The sequence below is a fragment of the Streptomyces sp. NPDC052687 genome, assembly GCF_040678395.1.
Classification (GTDB): Bacteria; Actinomycetota; Actinomycetes; order Streptomycetales; family Streptomycetaceae; genus Streptomyces.
Map to the genome: position 1 here is coordinate 51,117 of NZ_JBFATR010000037.1, position 18,453 is coordinate 69,569.

The 18,453-nt window shown below is 72.9% G+C and carries 15 protein-coding genes; 10 read left to right on the forward strand and 5 right to left on the reverse strand.

Annotated elements, in window-relative coordinates; all coding sequences use genetic code 11:
- Positions 1–4: 4 nt before the first annotated feature.
- Together AB0K92_RS25020 and AB0K92_RS25025 are read right to left on the reverse strand one after the other, a co-directional pair.
- Positions 5–1,573, reverse strand: coding sequence for a CocE/NonD family hydrolase (locus AB0K92_RS25020; protein ID WP_365926292.1), 1,569 nt, complete (start codon positions 1,571–1,573; stop codon positions 5–7).
- A gap of 95 nt (positions 1,574–1,668) precedes the next feature.
- Positions 1,669–2,418: a hypothetical protein gene (locus AB0K92_RS25025; protein WP_365926294.1), complete on the reverse strand. Its 750-nt coding sequence runs from the start codon at positions 2,416–2,418 to the stop codon at positions 1,669–1,671.
- Positions 2,419–2,500: 82 nt separating this feature from the next.
- Here AB0K92_RS25025 and ggt point away from each other — a divergent pair, with 82 nt between their 5' ends.
- Together ggt and AB0K92_RS25035 are read left to right on the forward strand one after the other, a co-directional pair.
- A complete protein-coding gene (ggt, locus tag AB0K92_RS25030) occupies positions 2,501–4,300 on the forward strand; it encodes a gamma-glutamyltransferase (protein ID WP_365926296.1) in 1,800 nt (599 codons plus the stop codon).
- Positions 4,301–4,468: 168 nt separating this feature from the next.
- A complete protein-coding gene (locus AB0K92_RS25035) occupies positions 4,469–4,822 on the forward strand; it encodes a hypothetical protein (RefSeq protein ID WP_365926298.1) in 354 nt (117 codons plus the stop codon).
- Between the two features lie 62 nt (positions 4,823–4,884).
- On the opposite strand, the gene AB0K92_RS25040 is transcribed toward AB0K92_RS25035, so the two are convergent.
- Both AB0K92_RS25040 and map read right to left on the reverse strand, forming a co-directional pair.
- Positions 4,885–7,410 carry an ATP-dependent Clp protease ATP-binding subunit gene (locus AB0K92_RS25040; protein WP_365926300.1) on the reverse strand — a complete coding sequence of 842 codons (2,526 nt, stop codon included), beginning with the start codon at positions 7,408–7,410 and terminating at the stop codon, positions 4,885–4,887.
- 134 nt (positions 7,411–7,544) lie between these two features.
- Positions 7,545–8,312, reverse strand: coding sequence for a type I methionyl aminopeptidase (gene map, locus AB0K92_RS25045; RefSeq protein WP_365926302.1), 768 nt, complete (start codon positions 8,310–8,312; stop codon positions 7,545–7,547).
- A gap of 78 nt (positions 8,313–8,390) precedes the next feature.
- On the opposite strand from map, the gene AB0K92_RS25050 reads away from it, so the two are divergent.
- From AB0K92_RS25050 to AB0K92_RS25085, 8 genes are all read left to right on the forward strand, one after another.
- Positions 8,391–8,708 carry a helix-turn-helix transcriptional regulator gene (locus tag AB0K92_RS25050; protein WP_365926304.1) on the forward strand — a complete coding sequence of 106 codons (318 nt, stop codon included), beginning with the start codon at positions 8,391–8,393 and terminating at the stop codon, positions 8,706–8,708.
- 98 nt (positions 8,709–8,806) lie between these two features.
- Complete coding sequence (locus tag AB0K92_RS25055; protein ID WP_365926306.1) at positions 8,807–10,501, forward strand: hypothetical protein; 1,695 nt, start codon at positions 8,807–8,809, stop codon at positions 10,499–10,501.
- A 157-nt stretch (positions 10,502–10,658) separates the two neighbouring features.
- The gene (locus AB0K92_RS25060) at positions 10,659–11,504 is read left to right on the forward strand and encodes a nitrilase-related carbon-nitrogen hydrolase (protein ID WP_365926308.1); all 846 of its coding nucleotides are present in this window, start codon (positions 10,659–10,661) and stop codon (positions 11,502–11,504) included.
- Entirely contained in the window at positions 11,501–12,802 is a 1,302-nt protein-coding gene (locus AB0K92_RS25065; RefSeq protein WP_365926310.1) for an aspartate aminotransferase family protein, read from the forward strand. Before AB0K92_RS25060 ends, AB0K92_RS25065 begins: the two co-directional genes overlap by 4 nt.
- Positions 12,803–12,853: 51 nt before the next feature.
- Entirely contained in the window at positions 12,854–14,407 is a 1,554-nt protein-coding gene (locus AB0K92_RS25070) for a PucR family transcriptional regulator (protein ID WP_365926312.1), read from the forward strand.
- Between the two features lie 164 nt (positions 14,408–14,571).
- The gene (locus tag AB0K92_RS25075) at positions 14,572–15,414 is read left to right on the forward strand and encodes a nitrilase-related carbon-nitrogen hydrolase (RefSeq protein WP_365926314.1); all 843 of its coding nucleotides are present in this window, start codon (positions 14,572–14,574) and stop codon (positions 15,412–15,414) included.
- Positions 15,415–15,533: 119 nt separating this feature from the next.
- A complete protein-coding gene (gene hydA / locus AB0K92_RS25080) occupies positions 15,534–16,937 on the forward strand; it encodes a dihydropyrimidinase (protein WP_365926316.1) in 1,404 nt (467 codons plus the stop codon).
- Positions 16,938–16,948: 11 nt separating this feature from the next.
- Positions 16,949–17,950 (forward strand): TIGR03842 family LLM class F420-dependent oxidoreductase, encoded by a 1,002-nt coding sequence (locus AB0K92_RS25085; protein ID WP_365926318.1) that lies wholly within the window; start codon positions 16,949–16,951, stop codon positions 17,948–17,950.
- 74 nt (positions 17,951–18,024) lie between these two features.
- On the opposite strand, the gene AB0K92_RS25090 is transcribed toward AB0K92_RS25085, so the two are convergent.
- The coding region (locus AB0K92_RS25090) for an IS5 family transposase (protein ID WP_365926320.1) at positions 18,025–18,453 on the reverse strand (429 nt) is incomplete at its 5' end.

The following is an 18,453-nucleotide window of genomic DNA, read 5'->3' on the forward strand; positions in this document are numbered from 1 at the left end:
CCGATCACTGCTCGCGCAGCGGAATCGACACGTATGACGGGTCGTTCGCCGGCGAGGAGAAGGTCAGCCGTGCGCCGGACGGGTTGTGCTCGATGTAGAGCGGGTCGACCGTGTCGACGACCAGGGCGAGCCGGTGCCCTGCCGGAACGTCGTAGGCCGTGGAGAACAACTCCAGGTCGACGCCGAACGGCTGACCCGGCGTCCGCCCGTGGAAGGTGTACGGCGCGTTGCTGACCAGCTTGCCGAGGCCGAGCGGGCCCACGTCGTAGAGGTACGCGACGAGGGTTCCGCTCTCCTTGGTCGAGGTCACCGTGGTGTGCAGCGTGGCGGTGCCGCGCACCCGCTGGGTGGTGGCGTACGGCTGCGACTGCCAGACGGCGGCCCAGCGCCGGGGGAGCAGGGGGACCGAGGTGACCGGCGGCACCTGGGCGATCTGGTCGAGCAGGTTGGACAGGAAGATGACGCCGCCGTCCGCGCCGGAGTTGACGTTCGTGTCGATGGTCGTGGTGCCCCCGAGCGCGATCTTCCGCTGGGCCGCGGCCACGGACTTCCAGTCGGGATACGTCTCGTAACCGCCTCCGGTGCGGGACTTCAGGCGCACCGGCTGCTCCCGGTCTACGCCGTTGGCCTCGCCCTTGAGGTGGTGGTCGAACCAGCGCCGGGTGTCAGTCCAGACGTCGTTGGGCAGCCCGAGCAGGCCCGTCGCCTCGGCGGTCGCGTGGTCGCCGGGGCGCAGCTGGAGTCTCTTCGGGCCGGTCAGCTTCTCGAAGAAGTCCGCGTACTGGTTGGGCGGGAAGATGGTGTCGCCCCAGGCGTTGGCCAGCATGACGGCCGTGCCGTGGGCGTTGATCCGGTCCAGGTGGGTGGCGGGGGAGCGCTTCGCCCCCCAGGCGATCATCTCGTCCTCCTTGTCCAGGTCGGACGCGAAGAAGTCCTGGAAGACCTGCTGGAGTTCCGCGCTCGGGCGGCCGGTGAGGGAACCCGCGCCCTGGAGCAGCGCGGCGGCCTGGGCGTGCTGGGTGCGGCCGGAGTAGATGGAGTCGATCAGGTCGGCCCAGCCGCTGAGCGCGGCGACCGCCCTGACCCGCTGGTCGTGGGCGGCGGTGAGCAGGCTGATCCCGGCGCCGTAGGAGACGCCCGCCATGCCGACCTTGCCCGGGTCGGACGGGGTGTGGGCCAGCGCCCAGTCGATGACCTTCGACGCGTCGGCGATGTCCGGTGGACCCGCGACCTCGATATGGCCGCCGGACTGCCAGAACCCGCGCACGTTGTAGGTGACCACCACATAACCGGAGTCGGCGAGCCGCTGCGCCTGGGCCAGGTACTCGACCTGGGGCGTGGCCCAGCTCGTGGGCAGCACGATCAGCGGGTAGCGGTGCGAGCCGTCGGTGCCCGCGGGGGTGACGACGTTCGCCTTGAGCGTCGTACCGCCGTCGCCGGTGATGTCGACGAACCGCACCCCGCCGGTCGTGGCGTGGGCGGCGGGAGCGGCGGTGAGGGCGCCACCGGCGATCAGGGTCGCGGAGACGGCGCCCACGGCGGTGGTGCGCAGGGCCTTGCGATGGAGTCCCACGGGTCACTCCTCACTCGTGTCAACGAAAGTGACCCGACGGTAACCGCGGGGCCTTACCGGGGGTAACCCATCGGTAAGTTGCGTGAAAGTAACAATCATTGAAGGGCGGACCGTTCCGTCTCCTCGGGGAGCGGCGACCGCGCCGCCCGCGTCACGTCCGCCACCAGCTCCACCACGTCCGGCCCGTACGCCTGGGAGTTGACCACCTTCAGCAGCAGCACGAACGAGCCCGTGCCGTACTTGCGGGCCAAACGCTCGTGGTGGCGGGCGAGATACCGGGTGGCGGCCTGGTTGTCGATCGCCCGCTGCCCGCAGAACAGGAACACCGGCCGCGCCCGGGGCGCCTGCTCGGCGGTGAGCCGGGCCAGCAGCACGTACTCGGTGCGGCCCGGCTCCATGCGATAGCGCTCGCCGCCGATCCGGAACGCGCCCCGCTCCGGCCCCGGTTCACCGTCCACGTTGACCCGCACCCCCGGCAGCAGGCTCTCCAGATGGGCGGCCATCCGGTGGTTGGAGGCCGGCCCGCCCACGCAGAACTCGGTGCGCTCGCCGAAACCCCGCTGGGCCGCGTCGTGCGCCACGACCTGCGCGTGCGCGTTGCAGTCCTTGATGAGCGCCGACAGCTCCAGCAGCGCGAAGACGTCGTGCCGCGTCACCGTCAGATCCGTTCCGCCCGCGTCCCGGTTGACCACCAGCAGCGACTCGGAATTGTCCGGCAGCCCGAAGAACGCCTGCTTGCGGCGGAGTCGGCGCCGCCAGAGGTAGGTACGGGTGAACCAGCCCAGCGCGGCGCTTATGCCGGTCGCCAGTACACCGAGGACGATGTTGCGCACGTCGTCGTTCATGGCGGGGCATCGTATCGGGTGCTCCTGACGTGCCCATGGTCATGGACTAGGCTGCCCGAACGGCCTTTCACTGGAGGTGCGGATGCGTCGTCCCGTCGTACGCAAGCTGTCCGTCCTGGCGGTCTCGGCCGCCGTGGTGTCGGTGGGAGCGGCCGCCCCGCCCACCGCTTCCCGGACCGCTCCCGAGAAGGTACCGGTCGCCGTCGGCCACGGCGGCGCCGTCGCCAGCGTCGACCCGGACGCCTCCGCCGCCGGCATCGAGGTGCTGAGGAAGGGCGGCAACGCCGTCGACGCGGCCGTCGCCACCGCCGCCGCGCTCGGCGTCACCGAGCCGTACTCCGCGGGCATCGGCGGAGGCGGCTACTTCGTCTACTACGACGCCGCGTCCCGCACCGTGCACACCCTCGACGGCCGCGAGACCGCCCCGCTCACCGCGGACTCCGGCCTCTTCCTGGAGAACGGCACACCGGTCCCGTTCGCCGAGGCCGTCAGCAGCGGCCTCGCCGTCGGCACCCCCGGCACCCCCGCCACCTGGCGCACCGCCCTCGACAAGTGGGGCAGCAAACGGCTCGGCACGCTCCTGAAGCCCGCCGTGCGGCTCGCCCGCGACGGCTTCACCGTCGACGCCACCTTCCGCGCGCAGACCGCCGCCAACGAGACCCGCTTCCGGTACTTCCCCGACACCGCCGAGCTGTTCCTGCCGGGCGGGCAACTGCCCGTCGTCGGCTCGACCTTCAAGAATCCCGACCTGGCCCGCACGTACGAGGAGCTGGCCCGCAAGGGCACCGGCGCCCTCTACCGCGGCGACCTCGCCGAGGACATCGTCGCCACCGTCAACAAGCCGCCCGTGGACCCGGCCTCCGGCTGGAACGCCCGCCCCGGCGACCTGTCCGAGAAGGACCTGGCCGCCTACCGCGTCAGGTCCCAGGCCCCCACCCGCACGACCTACCGCGGGCTCGGCGTCTACTCCATGGCCCCGTCCTCCTCCGGCGGCACCACCGTCGGCGAGGCACTCAACATCCTGGAGCGCACCGACCTGTCGAAGGCGAGCCAGGCCCGCTACCTGCACCGCTTCATCGAGGCCAGCCGCATCGCCTTCGCCGACCGGGGGCGCTGGGTCGGCGACCCGGCCTTCGAGGACGTACCGACCAGGGAACTGCTGTCGCAGCGGTACGCCGACACGCGCGGCTGCCTCATCAAGGACGACGCGGTGCTCACCAGCCCGCTCGCGCCCGGCGACCCCCGGCACCCCGCCGACTGCGGCACCGCGGGCCCCGCGGCACCCACCACGTACGAGGGCGACAGCACCACCCACCTGACGGTCGCCGACAAGTGGGGCAACGTCGTCTCCTACACCCTCACCATCGAGCAGACCGGCGGCAGCGGCATCACCGTGCCCGGCCGCGGCTTCCTGCTCAACAACGAGCTGACGGACTTCTCCTTCGCCCCCGCCAACCCGGCCGTCCACGACCCCAACCTGCCCGGACCGGGCAAGCGGCCCCGCTCGTCGATGTCCCCGACGATCGTCCTGGACCGCCACGACCGGCCCGTCGTCGCCCTCGGCTCACCCGGCGGCGCCACGATCATCACCACCGTGCTGCAGACCCTGACCGGCTTCCTCGACCGCGGCCTGCCCCTCGTCGACGCCATCGCCGCCCCGCGCGCCAGCCAGCGCAACGCGGCCACCACCGAACTCGAACCCGGCCTGTACGACAGCGCCGTGCGCGCCGAACTGGAGCGCATCGGCCACGCCTTCCGCCTCAACCCCGAGATCGGCGCCACCACCGGCGTCCAGCGCCTGCCCGGCGGCAAGTGGCTCGCGGCGGCCGAGACGGTACGCCGGGGCGGCGGCTCGGCGATGGTGGTGCGACCCGCGCCCTAGGGTGCGTCCCGACGCTCGCGGCGTCGGCGCGCCGACCCCATGGCAAGGTGCCCGCCGACGCTTCGGGGGCGCGGCAGGCGCGGGCTGGGCCGGGGCAGCAGCACTCGGAGAGCACCGACACGAACGTGCTGAACGTGACCACCGCCCACCTTGATCGTTCGTGGGGACATGAACAGCATCTCGCGGGCCCTGACCGTCGGCGCGTTCGCCGTGGTCCTGCCCATGACCCTCGTCACTCCGTCCCAGGCGGCTCCGGGTGAGGTGTGCTTCTACACCGAGCCCGGCTACCGGGGCGCATCCTGGTGCTACCGACCGTGGGGCTACTCGGACGTGCCGGGCTTCCTGCATGACAAGGCTCGGTCTTTCGAGTCCAACTCGGACGTCGTCGTCTACGCGATCGATCACGCGGGAGGAGCGTGCTATCAGCGCAGGATCTGGGTGGGGGACCGGGACCCGAACTGGTCCTGGGGCACCAGGATCGACGGCGTCGGTACCGACCCCCAGGGATGCGAGCCGAGCTGATCCGCGGCGGAGCGGGCAACGGCTCGATCACCGCCCATGGCTCGATCACCGCCCACGGCTCGTCAGCCGACTCGGGCCCGCTCCGGACGGAAGGCGAGGCGGTCGTCCGTCACGTCGACCGTGACCCGGTCGCCTCGCTGCACCCGGCCGTCGAGGAGCAGCCGGGACAGGCGGTTGTCGACCTCGCGCTGGATGGTGCGGCGCAGCGGTCGGGCACCGTACTCCGGCTGGTAGCCCTGCCGGGACAGCCAGTCCACGGCCGGATCGGTGAACTCGACGGTGACGCCCTGGGCGCGCAGCAGCCGCCGGGTCTCCTCCAGCAGCAGATCGGTGATCCGGTGCAGCTGGTCTGGGGTGAGCTGGCGGAAGACGACGATCTCGTCGATCCGGTTGAGGAACTCGGGCCGGAAGTGCTCGCGCAGCGGGCGCAGGATCTGCTCCCGGCGGGCCTCCTCGGCGTCCCCGCCCGGCCCGAACCCGATCCCGGCGCCGCGCCGGATGATCGCCTCCGAACCGAGGTTGCTGGTCATCACGATGACCGTGTTGGTGAAGTCCACCGTGCGGCCCTGGGAGTCGGTGAGCCGCCCGTCGTCCAGCACCTGGAGCAGGATGTTGAACACGTCCGGGTGCGCCTTCTCCACCTCGTCGAGCAGCAGCAGCGAGTACGGGTGACGGCGGACCACCTCGGTGAGCTGCCCGGCCTCCTCGTGGCCGACGTATCCGGGCGGGGCGCCCACCAGCCGGCTGACGGTGTGCCGCTCCTGGTACTCGCTCATGTCGAGGCGGACCATGCGGTCCTCGCTGCCGAACAGCGCCTCCGCGAGCGCCCGCGCCAGCTCGGTCTTGCCGACGCCGGTCGGACCGAGGAACAGGAAGCTGCCGATCGGACGGTTCGGTGAGGACAGCCCGGCCCGGGAGCGCAGCACCGCGTCGGAGACGACCCGCACGGCCTCCTCCTGGCCGACCACCCGCTCGCGCAGATGCTCCTCCAGGCCCAGCAGCCGGTCCTTCTCCTCCTCGGTGAGCCGGCTGACGGGGATGCCGGTCAGCCGGGACACCACCTCGGCGATCGCCTCCGCGGTCACCTCCAGGTTCTGGCCCTCGTCGGCCTCGCCGTCCCCGGCGGCCTCGGCGATCCGCTGCTTCAGCTCGGTGATGCGGTCCCGCAGCCGCATCGCCTCCTCGTACTGCTCGTCGGCGACCGCCTGGTCCTTGTCCAGGGCCAGCTGCTCGGCCTCCCGCTCCATGGCCCGTACGTCCGTGCCCTTGGTGCGGGCCCGCAGCCGTACCCGCGCGCCCGCCTGGTCGATCAGGTCGATCGCCTTGTCGGGCAGGCGCCGGTCGGTGAGATAGCGGTCCGACAGCTCGACGGCCGCCTCCAGCGCCTCGTCGCTGTAGCGGACCTGGTGGTGGGCCTCGTAGCGGTCGCGCAGGCCGCGCAGGATCTCCAGCGCGTCCTCGGTGGTCGGCTCCGGCACCAGGATCGGCTGGAAACGGCGGGCCAGCGCCGCGTCCTTCTCGATCCGGCGGAACTCCTCCAGCGTGGTCGCGCCCACGATGTGCAGCTCGCCGCGCGCGAGCGCCGGCTTGAGGATGTTCCCGGCGTCCATCGAGCCGCCCTCGCCGCCCCCGCCCGCGCCGACCACGGTGTGCAGCTCGTCGATGAAGATGATCAGCTCGGTGGAGTGGGTGCGGATCTCGTCGACGATCGTGTTCATCCGCTCCTCGAAGTCGCCCCGGTAGCGGGTGCCCGCGACGACTCCGGTGAGGTCGAGGGCGACGACCCGGCGGCCGATCAGCACGTCCGGCACGTCCCCGTCGGCGATCCGCTGCGCCAGCCCCTCCACGATCGCGGTCTTCCCGACGCCCGCGTCACCGATCAGCACCGGGTTGTTCTTGCCCCGGCGGGACAGCACCTCGATGGTCTGCTCGATCTCGTCGTCCCGGCCGATCACCGGGTCGATACGGCCCCGGCGGGCCAGGTCGGTGAGGTCGCGGCCGTACTTGTCGAGGGTGGGCGTGGCCGCCTGGCGGGGCCGTTCCGCGCGGGGCGCCGCCGCTCCCGCCTCCGGGGCTTCCTTCGGCCCGCCCGGGGCGAAACGCGCCGCGCTCAGGATGTGTCCGGCGGCCGAGTCGGGGTTGTTGGCCAGCGCGCTCAGCACGTGCTCCGGCCCGATGTAGCCGGTGCCGCTCGCCCGGGCCAGGTCGTGCGCGTCCAGCAGGGCCCGCTTGACCGCCGGGGTGAGCGACAGCGAGGTCGGCGGCGGCACCTCGCCCTCCCGGTACTGCACCGGCCCCGAGCGCTCGTCGATCTCGGAGGCGAGCGAGTCCGGGTCCGCGCCGGCGCGGCTGAGCAGGCTCCGGGTCGGTTCGGCGGACAGGGCCGCGCGGAGCAGGTGCTGGGTGTCGAGGTCCCGGCTGCCGTGTTCGGCGGCGTACCGCGCGGCCCCCTGGACCAGGTCGCGGGCCGGCTGGCTGAGCAGCCGGCCGATATCGATCTGCCGGGGACCGGGACGGGGGCCGCCGAAGAAGCGGGCGAGGAATTCTCCGAAGGGGTCGCCCTCCGAGCCGATGAAGCCGCTGGTCATCGTTTGGGTTCCTTCGCTGTCGACGTGCCGGGGCCGGGTTTCCCGGGGTGGGCTCGTTCAAGCCACCTTGGCACGAAGTGGGGCGACAGGCATGTGCAGTGGACCGGCCCTGGACCGCCGCCCCGGAAGGGGGTTCACCTCGCCGTGAGGACGCGCGGGCCGTCGTCCGTGATCGCGACCGTGTGTTCGACGTGCGCCGCGCGGGAACCGTCGTTCGTGCGGAGGGTCCAGCCGTCGGGGGCCGCGTGGTAGCCGTCGGTGCCGCCCGCGACGAGCATCGGCTCGATGGCCAGGACCATGCCCGCGCGCAGCCGCAGGCCACGGCCGGGGCGGCCCTCGTTGGGGACCGGCGGGTCCTCGTGCATACGGCGGCCCACGCCGTGCCCGCCGAAGCCGTCCGGGATGCCGTACCCGGCGTCCCGGCACACCCGGCCGATGGCGTGCGCGATGTCGCCCATGCGGTTGCCGGCGACGGCGGCGTCGATGCCGGCCGCGAGGGCGCGTTCGGCCGTCTCTATCAGGCGTACGTCGGAGGGGCGGGGGCGGCCCACCGTGAAGCTGATCGCCGAGTCGCCGACCCAGCCGTTCAGCTCGGCGCCGAAGTCCAGGGAGACCAGGTCGCCGTCGCGCAGCCGGTACCGCGTGGGGATGCCGTGCACGATCGCGTCGTTCACCGAGGCGCACAGGACGGCGGGGAAGGGGGTCGGGGCGAAGGAGGGGCGGTAGCCCAGGAAGGGCGAGGTCGCGCCCGCCTCCCGCAGGGCGTCGCGGGCCAGGGCGTCCAGGTCGAGGAGGGAGACGCCCACGTCCGCGGCGTTCCGCAGGGCCGTGAGGGTGCGCCCGACGACCTGGCCCGCCTCGTACATGGCGTCGATCGATGTGTCCGTCTTCAGTTCCACCATGCCAATTACTATACCGGTATTTGAATTGGGATCGGCATCCGGCGGTATTTGAATGGGGTTGTTACTAGGATGGGTGCCATGGTGCGCACTCCCCTCACCCCCGAAGAGCGCGAACGCGGCGAGCGGCTCGGCAGGCTGCTGCGCGAGGCCCGCGGCGGCCGCAGCATGGCGGAGGTCGCGGCGGGCGCCGGCGTCTCCGCGGAGACCCTGCGCAAGATCGAGACGGGCCGCGCGCCGACACCGGCGTTCTTCACGGTGGCCGCGCTCGGCCGCACCCTCGGGCTGTCCCTGGACGAGCTGGCCACCGCGGCGTACGGCGCGACGCCCGCGTACGACCCCGCGGCGCCCTTCGACGCCACGGCGCCGGCCGTCACGTCCGGGGCGGCCGCCGCCTGAGGGTGTCGCGCCCTGGCCGCAAACTCCCCGTAGCGGGCCCGTAACACGGCTCGTGTTGGCTACCGACCCGAGTGCTCCGGTCATGCGGGGAGTGGGCGATGACAGTGGATCAGCTCCCGTACGCGGTACGGGAGTTCGCGGACCGCCTGGCCGGCCTGCTGGACAGGCTGGACCAGGACGGCGGCTGGTGCGCCGTGTTCCGGCGGCGCGACCCCGACGGGATGCGCGCCTGCCTCGACGGGCGGGAGGTCCCGCCCTGGGACGTGGTCGAGTCCCTGCTCCAGGACCTCGCCGCCGCGCACGGCCCCGAGGCCGCCGAGGCCGAAAGGGACCGGACGCGCGCCCTGCACAGCGCGGCGCTCGCCGCGTACGACGCCCGGCCCGGCGGCCGGGACGCCCTCGCCGCCCGGCTCGACGTGATGCTCCGCGAGCGGGAGTACGCCGCCGAACGCCTCGCCGGACTGGGCCGCGCGCTCGCCTCGGCCACCACCCGGGCCGCCGCCGACACCCTCCGCCTCGACCTCGCCTGGGCCCGCGACGACCACGCCCGCGCCACCGCCCGCTGCGCGGAACTGAGCACCCGCCTGACCGCACTGGACCACCGCGCCCCGACCCCCCGGACCATCCCCCCGCCGCGCCCCGGTGACGACCCGCCACCCCGCCCGGCCGAGGCCCCCGCGAACGCCCGATCGGCCACGACACCTACGGCGCACCCGACGGACCGCGGGGAGGGCGCGAACGACGGTCCCTGGCCGGACGACGGGCGGAGCGGTGGCCCCCGGACGGGTGGCAGGCCGAGCGCTGACCGCCGGCCGGGCGACGGGCAGGCTGGTCGTCTTGGGCCGAGCGGCGGGCAGGGCGGTCGTCTCGCGCCGGGCGACGGCCCGGGTGGTCCACTCCGGCCGGCCGACGGGCCGGGCGGGCGCCTCCGGGGCGACCTCGACTCGGGGGGAGCCCCGGCGCCCGGCGGTGGCGCGGTCGCCGTGCCCGCCCCCGTGACGCCCCCTCCGGCGGTGCCTGCTCCAGCGGCCCCCGCATCCACTCCCGCCCCCACCCCCAAGCAGCGCAAACGCCGTCGAGGTGGTGCCCGGTTCGCCGGAGTGGGGGACGAGGGCGGGGGCCCCGTCGTCGTGCCGCCCGTCGCGCAGCCGATGCCGGTCGCGCCGGCCGTGCCGGGTGGCCGTACCCCGCGGGGAGCGCGGTTCGCGGGAGCCGCGGCGCAGGCGCAGGGGCCCGAGGCGCCGCGGAGTGCGCCCGTGGACGCGCAGGCGCGGCGGGAGACGGGCACCGTGATCGAGACGCTGGCGCGGCTGCGCGCCGAGGGCCGCAGCGGAGAGGCGCACGCGCTGCTGGCCGAGGCCGCGCGATGGCCCGCCGCCCGGTTCCCGCTGCTCGCCGAGGAGCTGGAGCGCGCGGGCCTGGCCGCGGACTGGGCGACCCTGCTGTGGGAGACCGTGTCCCTGCCCGCGGACCGGCTGGTGGCCGCCGCCGACGCGCTGACCGCGGCCGGGCGCGGCGCGGACGGGCGGCAGATCCTGCGGCAGGGCGTCGTCCGCCCCGCCGCGGAGATCGGGCAGGCCGTGCTCGTGCTGACCGCCGACGGCCGCGGCCGCGAGGCGGACGCCCTGCTCGACGCCTACGTCCGGGCCCGCCCCCCGGAGGAGGTGGTGCGCAGCGCCGCACCCGACCCGCGGACCCTCGTCCCGCTGCTGCTCCAGGCCGCCGCGCGGGTCTCCGCGGCACGCCACCGGGATGTCGCGCACGCCCTCCGCGTGGCCGGAGCGGCCGGCTGACCGGCCCCGTCGCTCACCCACCGGAGTGGCAGTCGCGACCGGCCGAGCGGGTTGCCGACGATGGTCTTGGCAAGGCCTTCCCCGAGGCATACGTTCATCCCTCTACGACCTGCGTCTACGGGCGTAGAGGCTCTGCGTCCCGTCGAAGGAGCAGCTCATGGCCAACGTCGTACGCGCCGCTCTGGTCCAGGCGACCTGGACCGGCGACACCGAGTCCATGGTCGCGAAACACGAGGAGCACGCCCGCGAGGCGGCCCGCCGGGGAGCCAAGGTCATCGGGTTCCAGGAAGTCTTCAACAGCCCGTACTTCTGCCAGGTGCAGGAACCGGAGCACTACCGCTGGGCCGAGCCGGTGCCCGACGGGCCGACCGTGCGGCGGATGCGGGCGCTGGCCCGCGAGACCGGCATGGTGATCGTCGTCCCCGTCTTCGAGGTCGAGCAGTCCGGCTTCTACTACAACACCGCCGCCGTGATCGACCCCGACGGCACCTACCTCGGCAAGTACCGCAAGCACCACATCCCCCAGCTCAAGGGCTTCTACGAGAAGTACTACTTCCGGCCCGGCAACCTCGGCTGGCCCGTCTTCGACACCGCCGTCGGCAAGGTCGGCGTCTACATCTGCTACGACCGCCACTTCCCCGAGGGCTGGCGCCAGCTCGGCCTGAACGGCGCCCAGCTGGTCTACAACCCGTCGGCCACCCACCGCGGCCTCTCCGCCCACCTGTGGCGCCTGGAGCAGCCCGCCGCGGCCGTCGCCAACGCGTACTTCGTCGCCGCCATCAACCGCGTCGGCCAGGAGGGGGAGTACGGCGAGAACGACTTCTACGGCACGAGCTACTTCGTCGACCCGCGCGGGCAGTTCGTGGGGGAGGCCGCCGGCGACTCCGAGGAGGAACTGCTCGTGCGCGACCTCGACTTCGACCTCATCGACGAGGTGCGGCAGACGTGGGCGTTCTACCGCGACCGCCGCCCCGACGCGTACGAAGGGCTGGTACGGCCGTGACCGGGAACCACACGACCAGGGACCTGCTGGGACGGCACCGGGCGGTGCTGCCCGACTGGCTCGCCCTCTACTACGACGACCCGATCGAGATCACCCACGGCGAGGGCCGGCACGTCTGGGACGCCGAGGGCAACCGCTACCTCGACTTCTTCGGCGGCATCCTCACCACCATGACCGCCCACGCCCTGCCCGAGGTCACCAAGGCGGTCGCCGAACAGGCCGGGCGGATCATCCACTCGTCCACGCTCTACCTCAACCGGCCGATGGTCGAACTCGCCGAGCGCGTCGCCCAGGTGAGCGGCATCCCCGACGCCCGCGTCTTCTTCACCACCTCCGGCACCGAGGCCAACGACACCGCGCTGCTGCTCGCCACCACCTACCGCCGCAGCAACACCGTCCTCGCGATGCGCAACAGCTACCACGGCCGCTCCTTCTCCACCGTCGGCGTCACCGGCAACCGCGGCTGGTCCCCGACCTCCCTGTCCCCGCTCCAGACGCTCTACGTGCACGGCGGCGTCCGCACCCGCGGCCCGTACGCCGCGCTCGACGACCGCGCGTTCATCGCGGCCTGCGTCGAGGACCTGAGGGACCTGCTCGGCCACACCCGCCCGCCCGCCGCCCTGATCGCCGAACCCATCCAGGGCGTCGGCGGGTTCACCTCCCCGCCGGACGGCCTGTACGCCGCCTTCCGCGAGGTGCTGCACGAGCGCGGCGCGCTGTGGATCGCCGACGAGGTGCAGACCGGCTGGGGCCGCACCGGCGAGCACTTCTGGGGCTGGCAGGCGCACGGGCAGTCCGGCCCGCCGGACATCGTCACCTTCGCCAAGGGCATCGGCAACGGCATGTCCATCGGCGGGGTCATCGCCCGCTCGGAGATCATGAACTGCCTGGACGCCAACAGCATCTCCACCTTCGGCGGCACCCAGATCACCATGGCCGCCGGTCTCGCCAACCTCACCTACCTGCTGGAACACGACCTCCAGGGCAACGCCCGGCGGGTCGGCGGACTGCTCATCGAGCGGCTGCGGGCCGTCGCCGCGCAGATCCCGGCCGTACGGGAGGTCCGCGGGCGCGGCCTGATGATCGGCGTCGACGTGGTGAGACCCGGCACCGACGAGGCCGCCCCCGAGCTGGCGGCGGCCGTGCTGGAGGCGGCCCGCGAGGGCGGACTGCTGATCGGCAAGGGCGGCGGCCACAACACCAGCGCCCTCAGGATCGCCCCGCCGCTGTCGCTCACCGTCGCGGAGGCCGAGGAGGGCGCCGCGATCCTCGAACAGGCCCTGCGGAGCATCGCCTAGCCGCCGAAGAGACAGCCGAGGAGACGGCCGAAGAGACAGGGGGACACCGTCATGACCGCCGGCCACGATCTGCCGCCCGCCCTGTCGGTCCGCCAGGTGCTGACCCTGGAACGCGTCCTCGCCGGCCGGCCCGAGGTGGTGGCCGGCGCCGACCGGCTCGACCGCCCCGTGCGCTGGGTGCACGTCGCCGAGGCCGCCGATGTCGGCGTGATGCTCAGCGGCGGCGAGATGGTCCTCACCACCGGGGTCCTGCTCGTCGGTGACGAACGCAAGCAGGCCGAGTACATCCACTCCCTGCACCGCGCGGAGGCCGCGGCCGTCGTCCTCGGACTCGGCCGCGCCTTCCCCGCCCCGCCCCGGGTGATGTGCCGGGCCGCCGAACGGTGCGGGCTGCCGCTGGTCGTCCTGCACCGGCCGTTCCCGTTCGCCCAGCTCACCGAGGAGGTCCAGTCCCGGCTGGTGCGGCGCAACTTCGCCGCGGTCAGCCTCTCGGAGGCCGTCCGCACCGCGCTCACCGCGCTCATCACCGCCGGGGCCCCGATCCAGGACCTCCTCGACGAGATCGCCCGGCACAGCGGCTGCCCCGTCGTCGTCACCAACCTCGCCCACCGGGTGCTCGCCACCGCCGGGGAACGCCCCGCCGTGGACGACGTGCTGCGCGACTGGGAGCGCATCGCCCGGCAGGCCGGCGGCCGCGAGGGCGACGGCTGGATCCGCGCCGAACTGGGCGGGCGCGGCGAGCGCTGGGGGCGGATCGTGCTGTGCGGCTACCGCGGCGACACCGCCGCCGGGCGGCTGCTCGCCGACCGGGCCGCCGAGGCGCTGATACTGCACCGCCTGCTGGGCGGCCCGGAGCACCGCTGGGAGGAGCAGTCCGCGCAGAGCCTGCTCACCGACCTGGTCTCCGGCGCCGTACCGGCCCGGCAACTGCTGCCCCGGGCCCGTGCCGCCGGACTGCCCGTGGGCCGGCGCGCCTACGTGCCCCTGGCGGTCCGCGACGCCCGGCCCGCCGCGCTCGACCGCACGCTGCGGCTGCTGGGCCTGCCGGGCCTGGCCGCCGCACTCGCCGACGGCACCACCGCCGTCCTGCTCAGCCTCGCCCGCGACCAGGACGCCCCGGCGCTCACCGAGCACTTCGCCGCCCGGCTGCGCCAGGAGGACGGCCCCGCCGTCGTGGCCGCCGCCGACGCCCGCACCGACTGGGACGACGTGCCCGCCGGGCTGCGCGAGGCCCGGCACGTCGCGGACGCCGTCGCCGGATCCTCGGCCGCCCTGGACCTCCCGGCCGTGGTCCGCCTGAAGGACGTCCACCTCAGAGGCCTCATCCGGCTGCTGCGGGACGACCCGCAGGTGCAGTCGTTCGCCGAACGGGAGCTGGCCGGGCTGCTCGGCCGCGAACAGCACGACCTGCTGCCGGTGCTGCGCACCTACCTCGCCACCGGCCGCAACAAGTCCCGCACCGCCCAGCTCCACCACGTCTCACGGCCCGCCCTCTACCGCCGCCTGGAGGCGATACAGACCCGCCTCGGCGTGGACCTCGACGACTTCGAGCAGGCCGCCTCGGTCCACATCGCACTCCTCGCGCACGACGCGCAACACCGGTGAAACCTGTGACGACCTGCGAAAACGGCGGTGAAACATGCGCCAGGCACAACGTGACACGGTGACACGCCGCCCGCCCGCGGACGTGACACGGTGCATCTCAAAGCCGGCCGTCCGGCTTCCTACGCTCACGGCACACCGAGCCACCGCAGCGACCGGAGGTCCCGATGAGCCGAGTGATCCGCGCCGCCGTCTTCCAGACCGCCTGGACCGGCGACAAGGAGTCCATGATCCGGGTGCACGAACAGGCGGCCCGCGACGCCGCCGCGCAGGGCGCCCAGGTGCTCTGCTTCCAGGAGCTGTTCTACGGACCGTACTTCTGCCAGGTCCAGGACCCCGCCTTCTACGCGTACGCCGAGCGGATCCCCGAGGGACCGGTCGTGCGCCGCTTCCAGGCGCTCGCGAGGGAACTGGGACTCGTCCTCGTCCTGCCGATGTACGAGGAGGAGCAGCCCGGTGTCCTCTACAACACGGCCGCCGTGCTCGACGCCGACGGCTCCTACCTCGGCAAGTACCGCAAGACCCACATCCCGCAGGTGCGCGGCTTCTGGGAGAAGTTCTACTTCCGCCCCGGCAACAGCGGCTGGCCCGTCTTCGACACGGCCGTCGGCAGGATCGGCGTCTACATCTGCTACGACCGCCACTTCCCCGAGGGCTGGCGGGCGCTGGGGCTGGCGGGCGCCGAGATCGTCTTCAACCCCTCGGCCACGTCCCGCGGCCTGTCCGGCTACCTCTGGCAACTGGAACAGCCCGCGGCGGCCGTCGCCAACGAGTACTTCGTCGGCGCGATCAACCGGGTGGGCGTCGAGGAGTACGGCGACGACGACTTCTACGGCACGAGCTACTTCGTCGACCCGGAGGCCCGGTTCGTCGGCGAGGTGGCGAGCGACAAGGAGCCCGAACTGGTGGTCCGCGACCTGGACATGGCCAAGCTGCGCGAGGTCCGCGACCGCTGGCAGTTCTACCGCGACCGGGCGCCGGGAGCGTACTCGCCGCTGACGGCGCCGTAGAAACCCGGCAAGGGCCACCACCTCAGGGGCGCGGGGCCGCATCGACATGCGGCTCCGCCGCGCGGGCGCGATCTACCCCCGACCACCCGTACTCACTCACCGCGAGGAGCGACCACGACATGAGCAGCCGGACAGTCATCCGCGGCGGCCTCGTCATCACCGCCTCCGACGAGATCCACGCAGACGTCCTCATCGAGGACTCCCGCATCGCCGCCCTCGCCGCCTCCGGCACCCCCGCCGCCGAGGCCTGGACGGCGGACCGGACCATCGACGCCGGCGGCAAGTACGTCATCCCGGGCGGCGTCGACGTCCACACCCACATGGAGCTGCCCTTCGGCGGCACCTTCGCCTCCGACACCTTCGAGACCGGCACCCGCGCGGCGGCCTGGGGCGGCACCACGACGATCGTGGACTTCGCCGTCCAGAGCGTCGGCCACGCACTGCGCGAGGGCCTCGACGCCTGGCACGCCAAGGCGGAGGGCAACTGCGCGATCGACTACGGCTTCCACATGATCGTCTCCGATGTGAACGAGGAGACGCTGAAGGAGATGGACCTGCTCATCGAGGAGGGCGTGACCTCCTTCAAGCAGTTCATGGCCTACCCCGGCGTCTTCTACTCCGACGACGGCCAGATCCTGCGCGCCATGCAGCGCTCCGCCGGGAACGGCGGCCTGATCATGATGCACGCCGAGAACGGCATCGCGATCGACGTCCTCGTCGAACAGGCCCTCGCCCGCGGTGAGACCGACCCCCGCTACCACGGCGAGGTCCGCAAGGCCCTGCTGGAGGCCGAGGCCACGCACCGGGCGATCCGGCTCGCCCAGGTCGCCGGCGCGCCCCTGTACGTCGTGCACGTCTCCGCGATGGAGGCGGTGGCGGAGCTGGCCAGGGCCCGCGACGAGGGCCTGAACGTCTTCGGCGAGACCTGCCCGCAGTATCTGTTCCTGTCGACCGACAACCTCGCCGAACCGGACTTCGAGGGCGCCAAGTACGTGTGCAGCACCCCGCTGCGGCCGCGTGAGCACCAGGCGAAACTCTGGCAGGGCCTGCGCACCGACGACCTCCAGGTCGTCTCCACCGACCACTGCCCCTTCTGCTTCACCGGCCAGAAGGAGCTGGGCCGCGGCGACTTCTCCAAGATCCCCAACGGTCTGCCGGGCGTGGAGAACCGGATGGACCTGCTCCACCAGGCCGTCCTCGACGGGCACATCTCGCGCCGCCGCTGGATCGAGATCGCCTGCGCCACCCCGGCCCGGATGTTCGGCATGTATCCGAAGAAGGGCACCATCGCCCCCGGCGCCGACGCCGACGTCGTCATCTACGACCCGCACGCCGAGCAGGTCATGTCCGCCGAGACCCACCACATGAACGTCGACTACTCGGCGTACGAGGGCAGACGCGTCACCGGCCGGGTCGAGACCGTGCTCTCCCGCGGCGTGCCCGTCATCACCGAGCGGGAGTACACCGGGCGCGCCGGACACGGCGTCTACACCCCCCGCTCCACCTGCCAGTACCTCGACTAGGAGGAGCCCTCATGGACTTCGGACTCGTCCTCCAGACCGACCCGCCCGCCTCCCGCGTCATCAGCCTGATGAAACGCGCCGAACGCAACGGCTTCCGCTACGGCTGGACCTTCGACTCCGCCGTGCTCTGGCAGGAACCGTTCGTCATCTACAGCCAGATCCTCGCCCACACGCAGAAACTGACGGTCGGCCCGATGGTGACCAACCCGGGCACCCGCACCTGGGAGGTCACCGCCTCCACCTTCGCCACCCTCAACGACATGTACGGCAACCGCACCGTCTGCGGCATCGGCCGCGGCGACTCCGCGATGCGCGTCGCGGGCCGCAAGCCCAACACCCTGGCCCGGCTCGGCGAGGCGATCGACGTCATCCGCGACCTCGCCGAGGGCCGCGAGGCGGTCGTCGACGGCCAGCCCGTCCGCATCCCCTGGATCCGCGACGGCAGACTCCCGGTGTGGATGGCCGCGTACGGCCCCAAGGCCCTCGCCCTCGCCGGGCAGAAGGCGGACGGGTTCATCCTCCAGCTCGCCGACCCGTTCCTGACCGAGTGGATGGTCAAGGCGGTGCGCGACGCCGCGACGGCCGCCGGCCGCGACCCCGCCTCCCTCACCATCTGCGTCGCCGCGCCCGCCTACGTCGGCGACGACCTCGCCCACGCCCGCGACCAGTGCCGCTGGTTCGGCGGCATGGTCGGCAACCACGTCGCGGACCTGGTGAGCCGGTACGGGGAACACTCCGGCCTGGTGCCGGAGGCGCTCACCGCGTACATCAAGGAACGCCACGGCTACGACTACAGCCACCACGGCCGCGCCGGGAACCCGTCCACCGACTTCGTGCCCGACGAGATCGTGGACCGCTTCTGCCTCCTCGGCCCGCCGTCGGCCCACGTCGAGAAGCTGCGCGTCCTCCGCGACCTGGGGGTGGACCAGTTCGCTCTGTACGACATGCACGACGCGCAGGAGGCGACGATCGAGGCGTACGGGGCCGAGGTCATCCCGGAGCTGGCCGGGTGACCCCGGCGGAGCGGGGCGGGTCGCCGGGGTGGGCGCGGGACGGTCCTTCAGCGCACTAGGCCGTTTCCTCCGGATCATCTCGCCGACCAGATGAAGATGGCGGCGAGGTGGAGGCCGGCCAGGTAGATGGTGGCCGTCTTGTCGTAGCGAGTGGCCAGGCCGCGCCACTGCTTGAGCTTGTTGATGCACCGCTCGACGGTGTTCCGCTGCTTGTAGGTCTCGCGGTCAAAGGCCGGGGGACGGCCGCCGAGCCGACCGCGCCGCTTGCGGTTCGCGGCCTGGTCCGCCGGCTGCGGGATCACCGCCCGGATCCTCCGCTGTCGCAAGTGGAGGCGGATCGCCCGGGACGAATACGCCTTGTCGGCCAGGACCACGTCCGGCGTCACCCTGGGACGGCCGATCCGTCTGGGTACCCGTAACCGGGCCATGACCTGCTCGAATGCGGGTGCGTCACCGGCCTGGCCCGGCGTGATGACGAACGCCAGCGGTCGGCAACGACCGTC

What these genes read in the sequence shown, in the direction of transcription:
- AB0K92_RS25055 (WP_365926306.1), top strand. Translation starts at nt 8,807, where the DNA reads ATGACAGTGGATCAGCTCCCGTACGCGGTACGGGAGTTCGCGGACCGC.
- AB0K92_RS25040 (WP_365926300.1), bottom strand. Translation starts at nt 7,410, where the DNA reads ATGACCAGCGGCTTCATCGGCTCGGAGGGCGACCCCTTCGGAGAATTC.
- AB0K92_RS25035 (WP_365926298.1), top strand. Translation starts at nt 4,469, where the DNA reads ATGAACAGCATCTCGCGGGCCCTGACCGTCGGCGCGTTCGCCGTGGTC.
- ggt (WP_365926296.1), top strand. Translation starts at nt 2,501, where the DNA reads ATGCGTCGTCCCGTCGTACGCAAGCTGTCCGTCCTGGCGGTCTCGGCC.
- AB0K92_RS25050 (WP_365926304.1), top strand. Translation starts at nt 8,391, where the DNA reads ATGGTGCGCACTCCCCTCACCCCCGAAGAGCGCGAACGCGGCGAGCGG.
- AB0K92_RS25070 (WP_365926312.1), top strand. Translation starts at nt 12,854, where the DNA reads ATGACCGCCGGCCACGATCTGCCGCCCGCCCTGTCGGTCCGCCAGGTG.
- AB0K92_RS25060 (WP_365926308.1), top strand. Translation starts at nt 10,659, where the DNA reads ATGGCCAACGTCGTACGCGCCGCTCTGGTCCAGGCGACCTGGACCGGC.
- map (WP_365926302.1), bottom strand. Translation starts at nt 8,312, where the DNA reads ATGGTGGAACTGAAGACGGACACATCGATCGACGCCATGTACGAGGCG.
- hydA (WP_365926316.1), top strand. Translation starts at nt 15,534, where the DNA reads ATGAGCAGCCGGACAGTCATCCGCGGCGGCCTCGTCATCACCGCCTCC.
- AB0K92_RS25085 (WP_365926318.1), top strand. Translation starts at nt 16,949, where the DNA reads ATGGACTTCGGACTCGTCCTCCAGACCGACCCGCCCGCCTCCCGCGTC.
- AB0K92_RS25075 (WP_365926314.1), top strand. Translation starts at nt 14,572, where the DNA reads ATGAGCCGAGTGATCCGCGCCGCCGTCTTCCAGACCGCCTGGACCGGC.
- AB0K92_RS25025 (WP_365926294.1), bottom strand. Translation starts at nt 2,418, where the DNA reads ATGAACGACGACGTGCGCAACATCGTCCTCGGTGTACTGGCGACCGGC.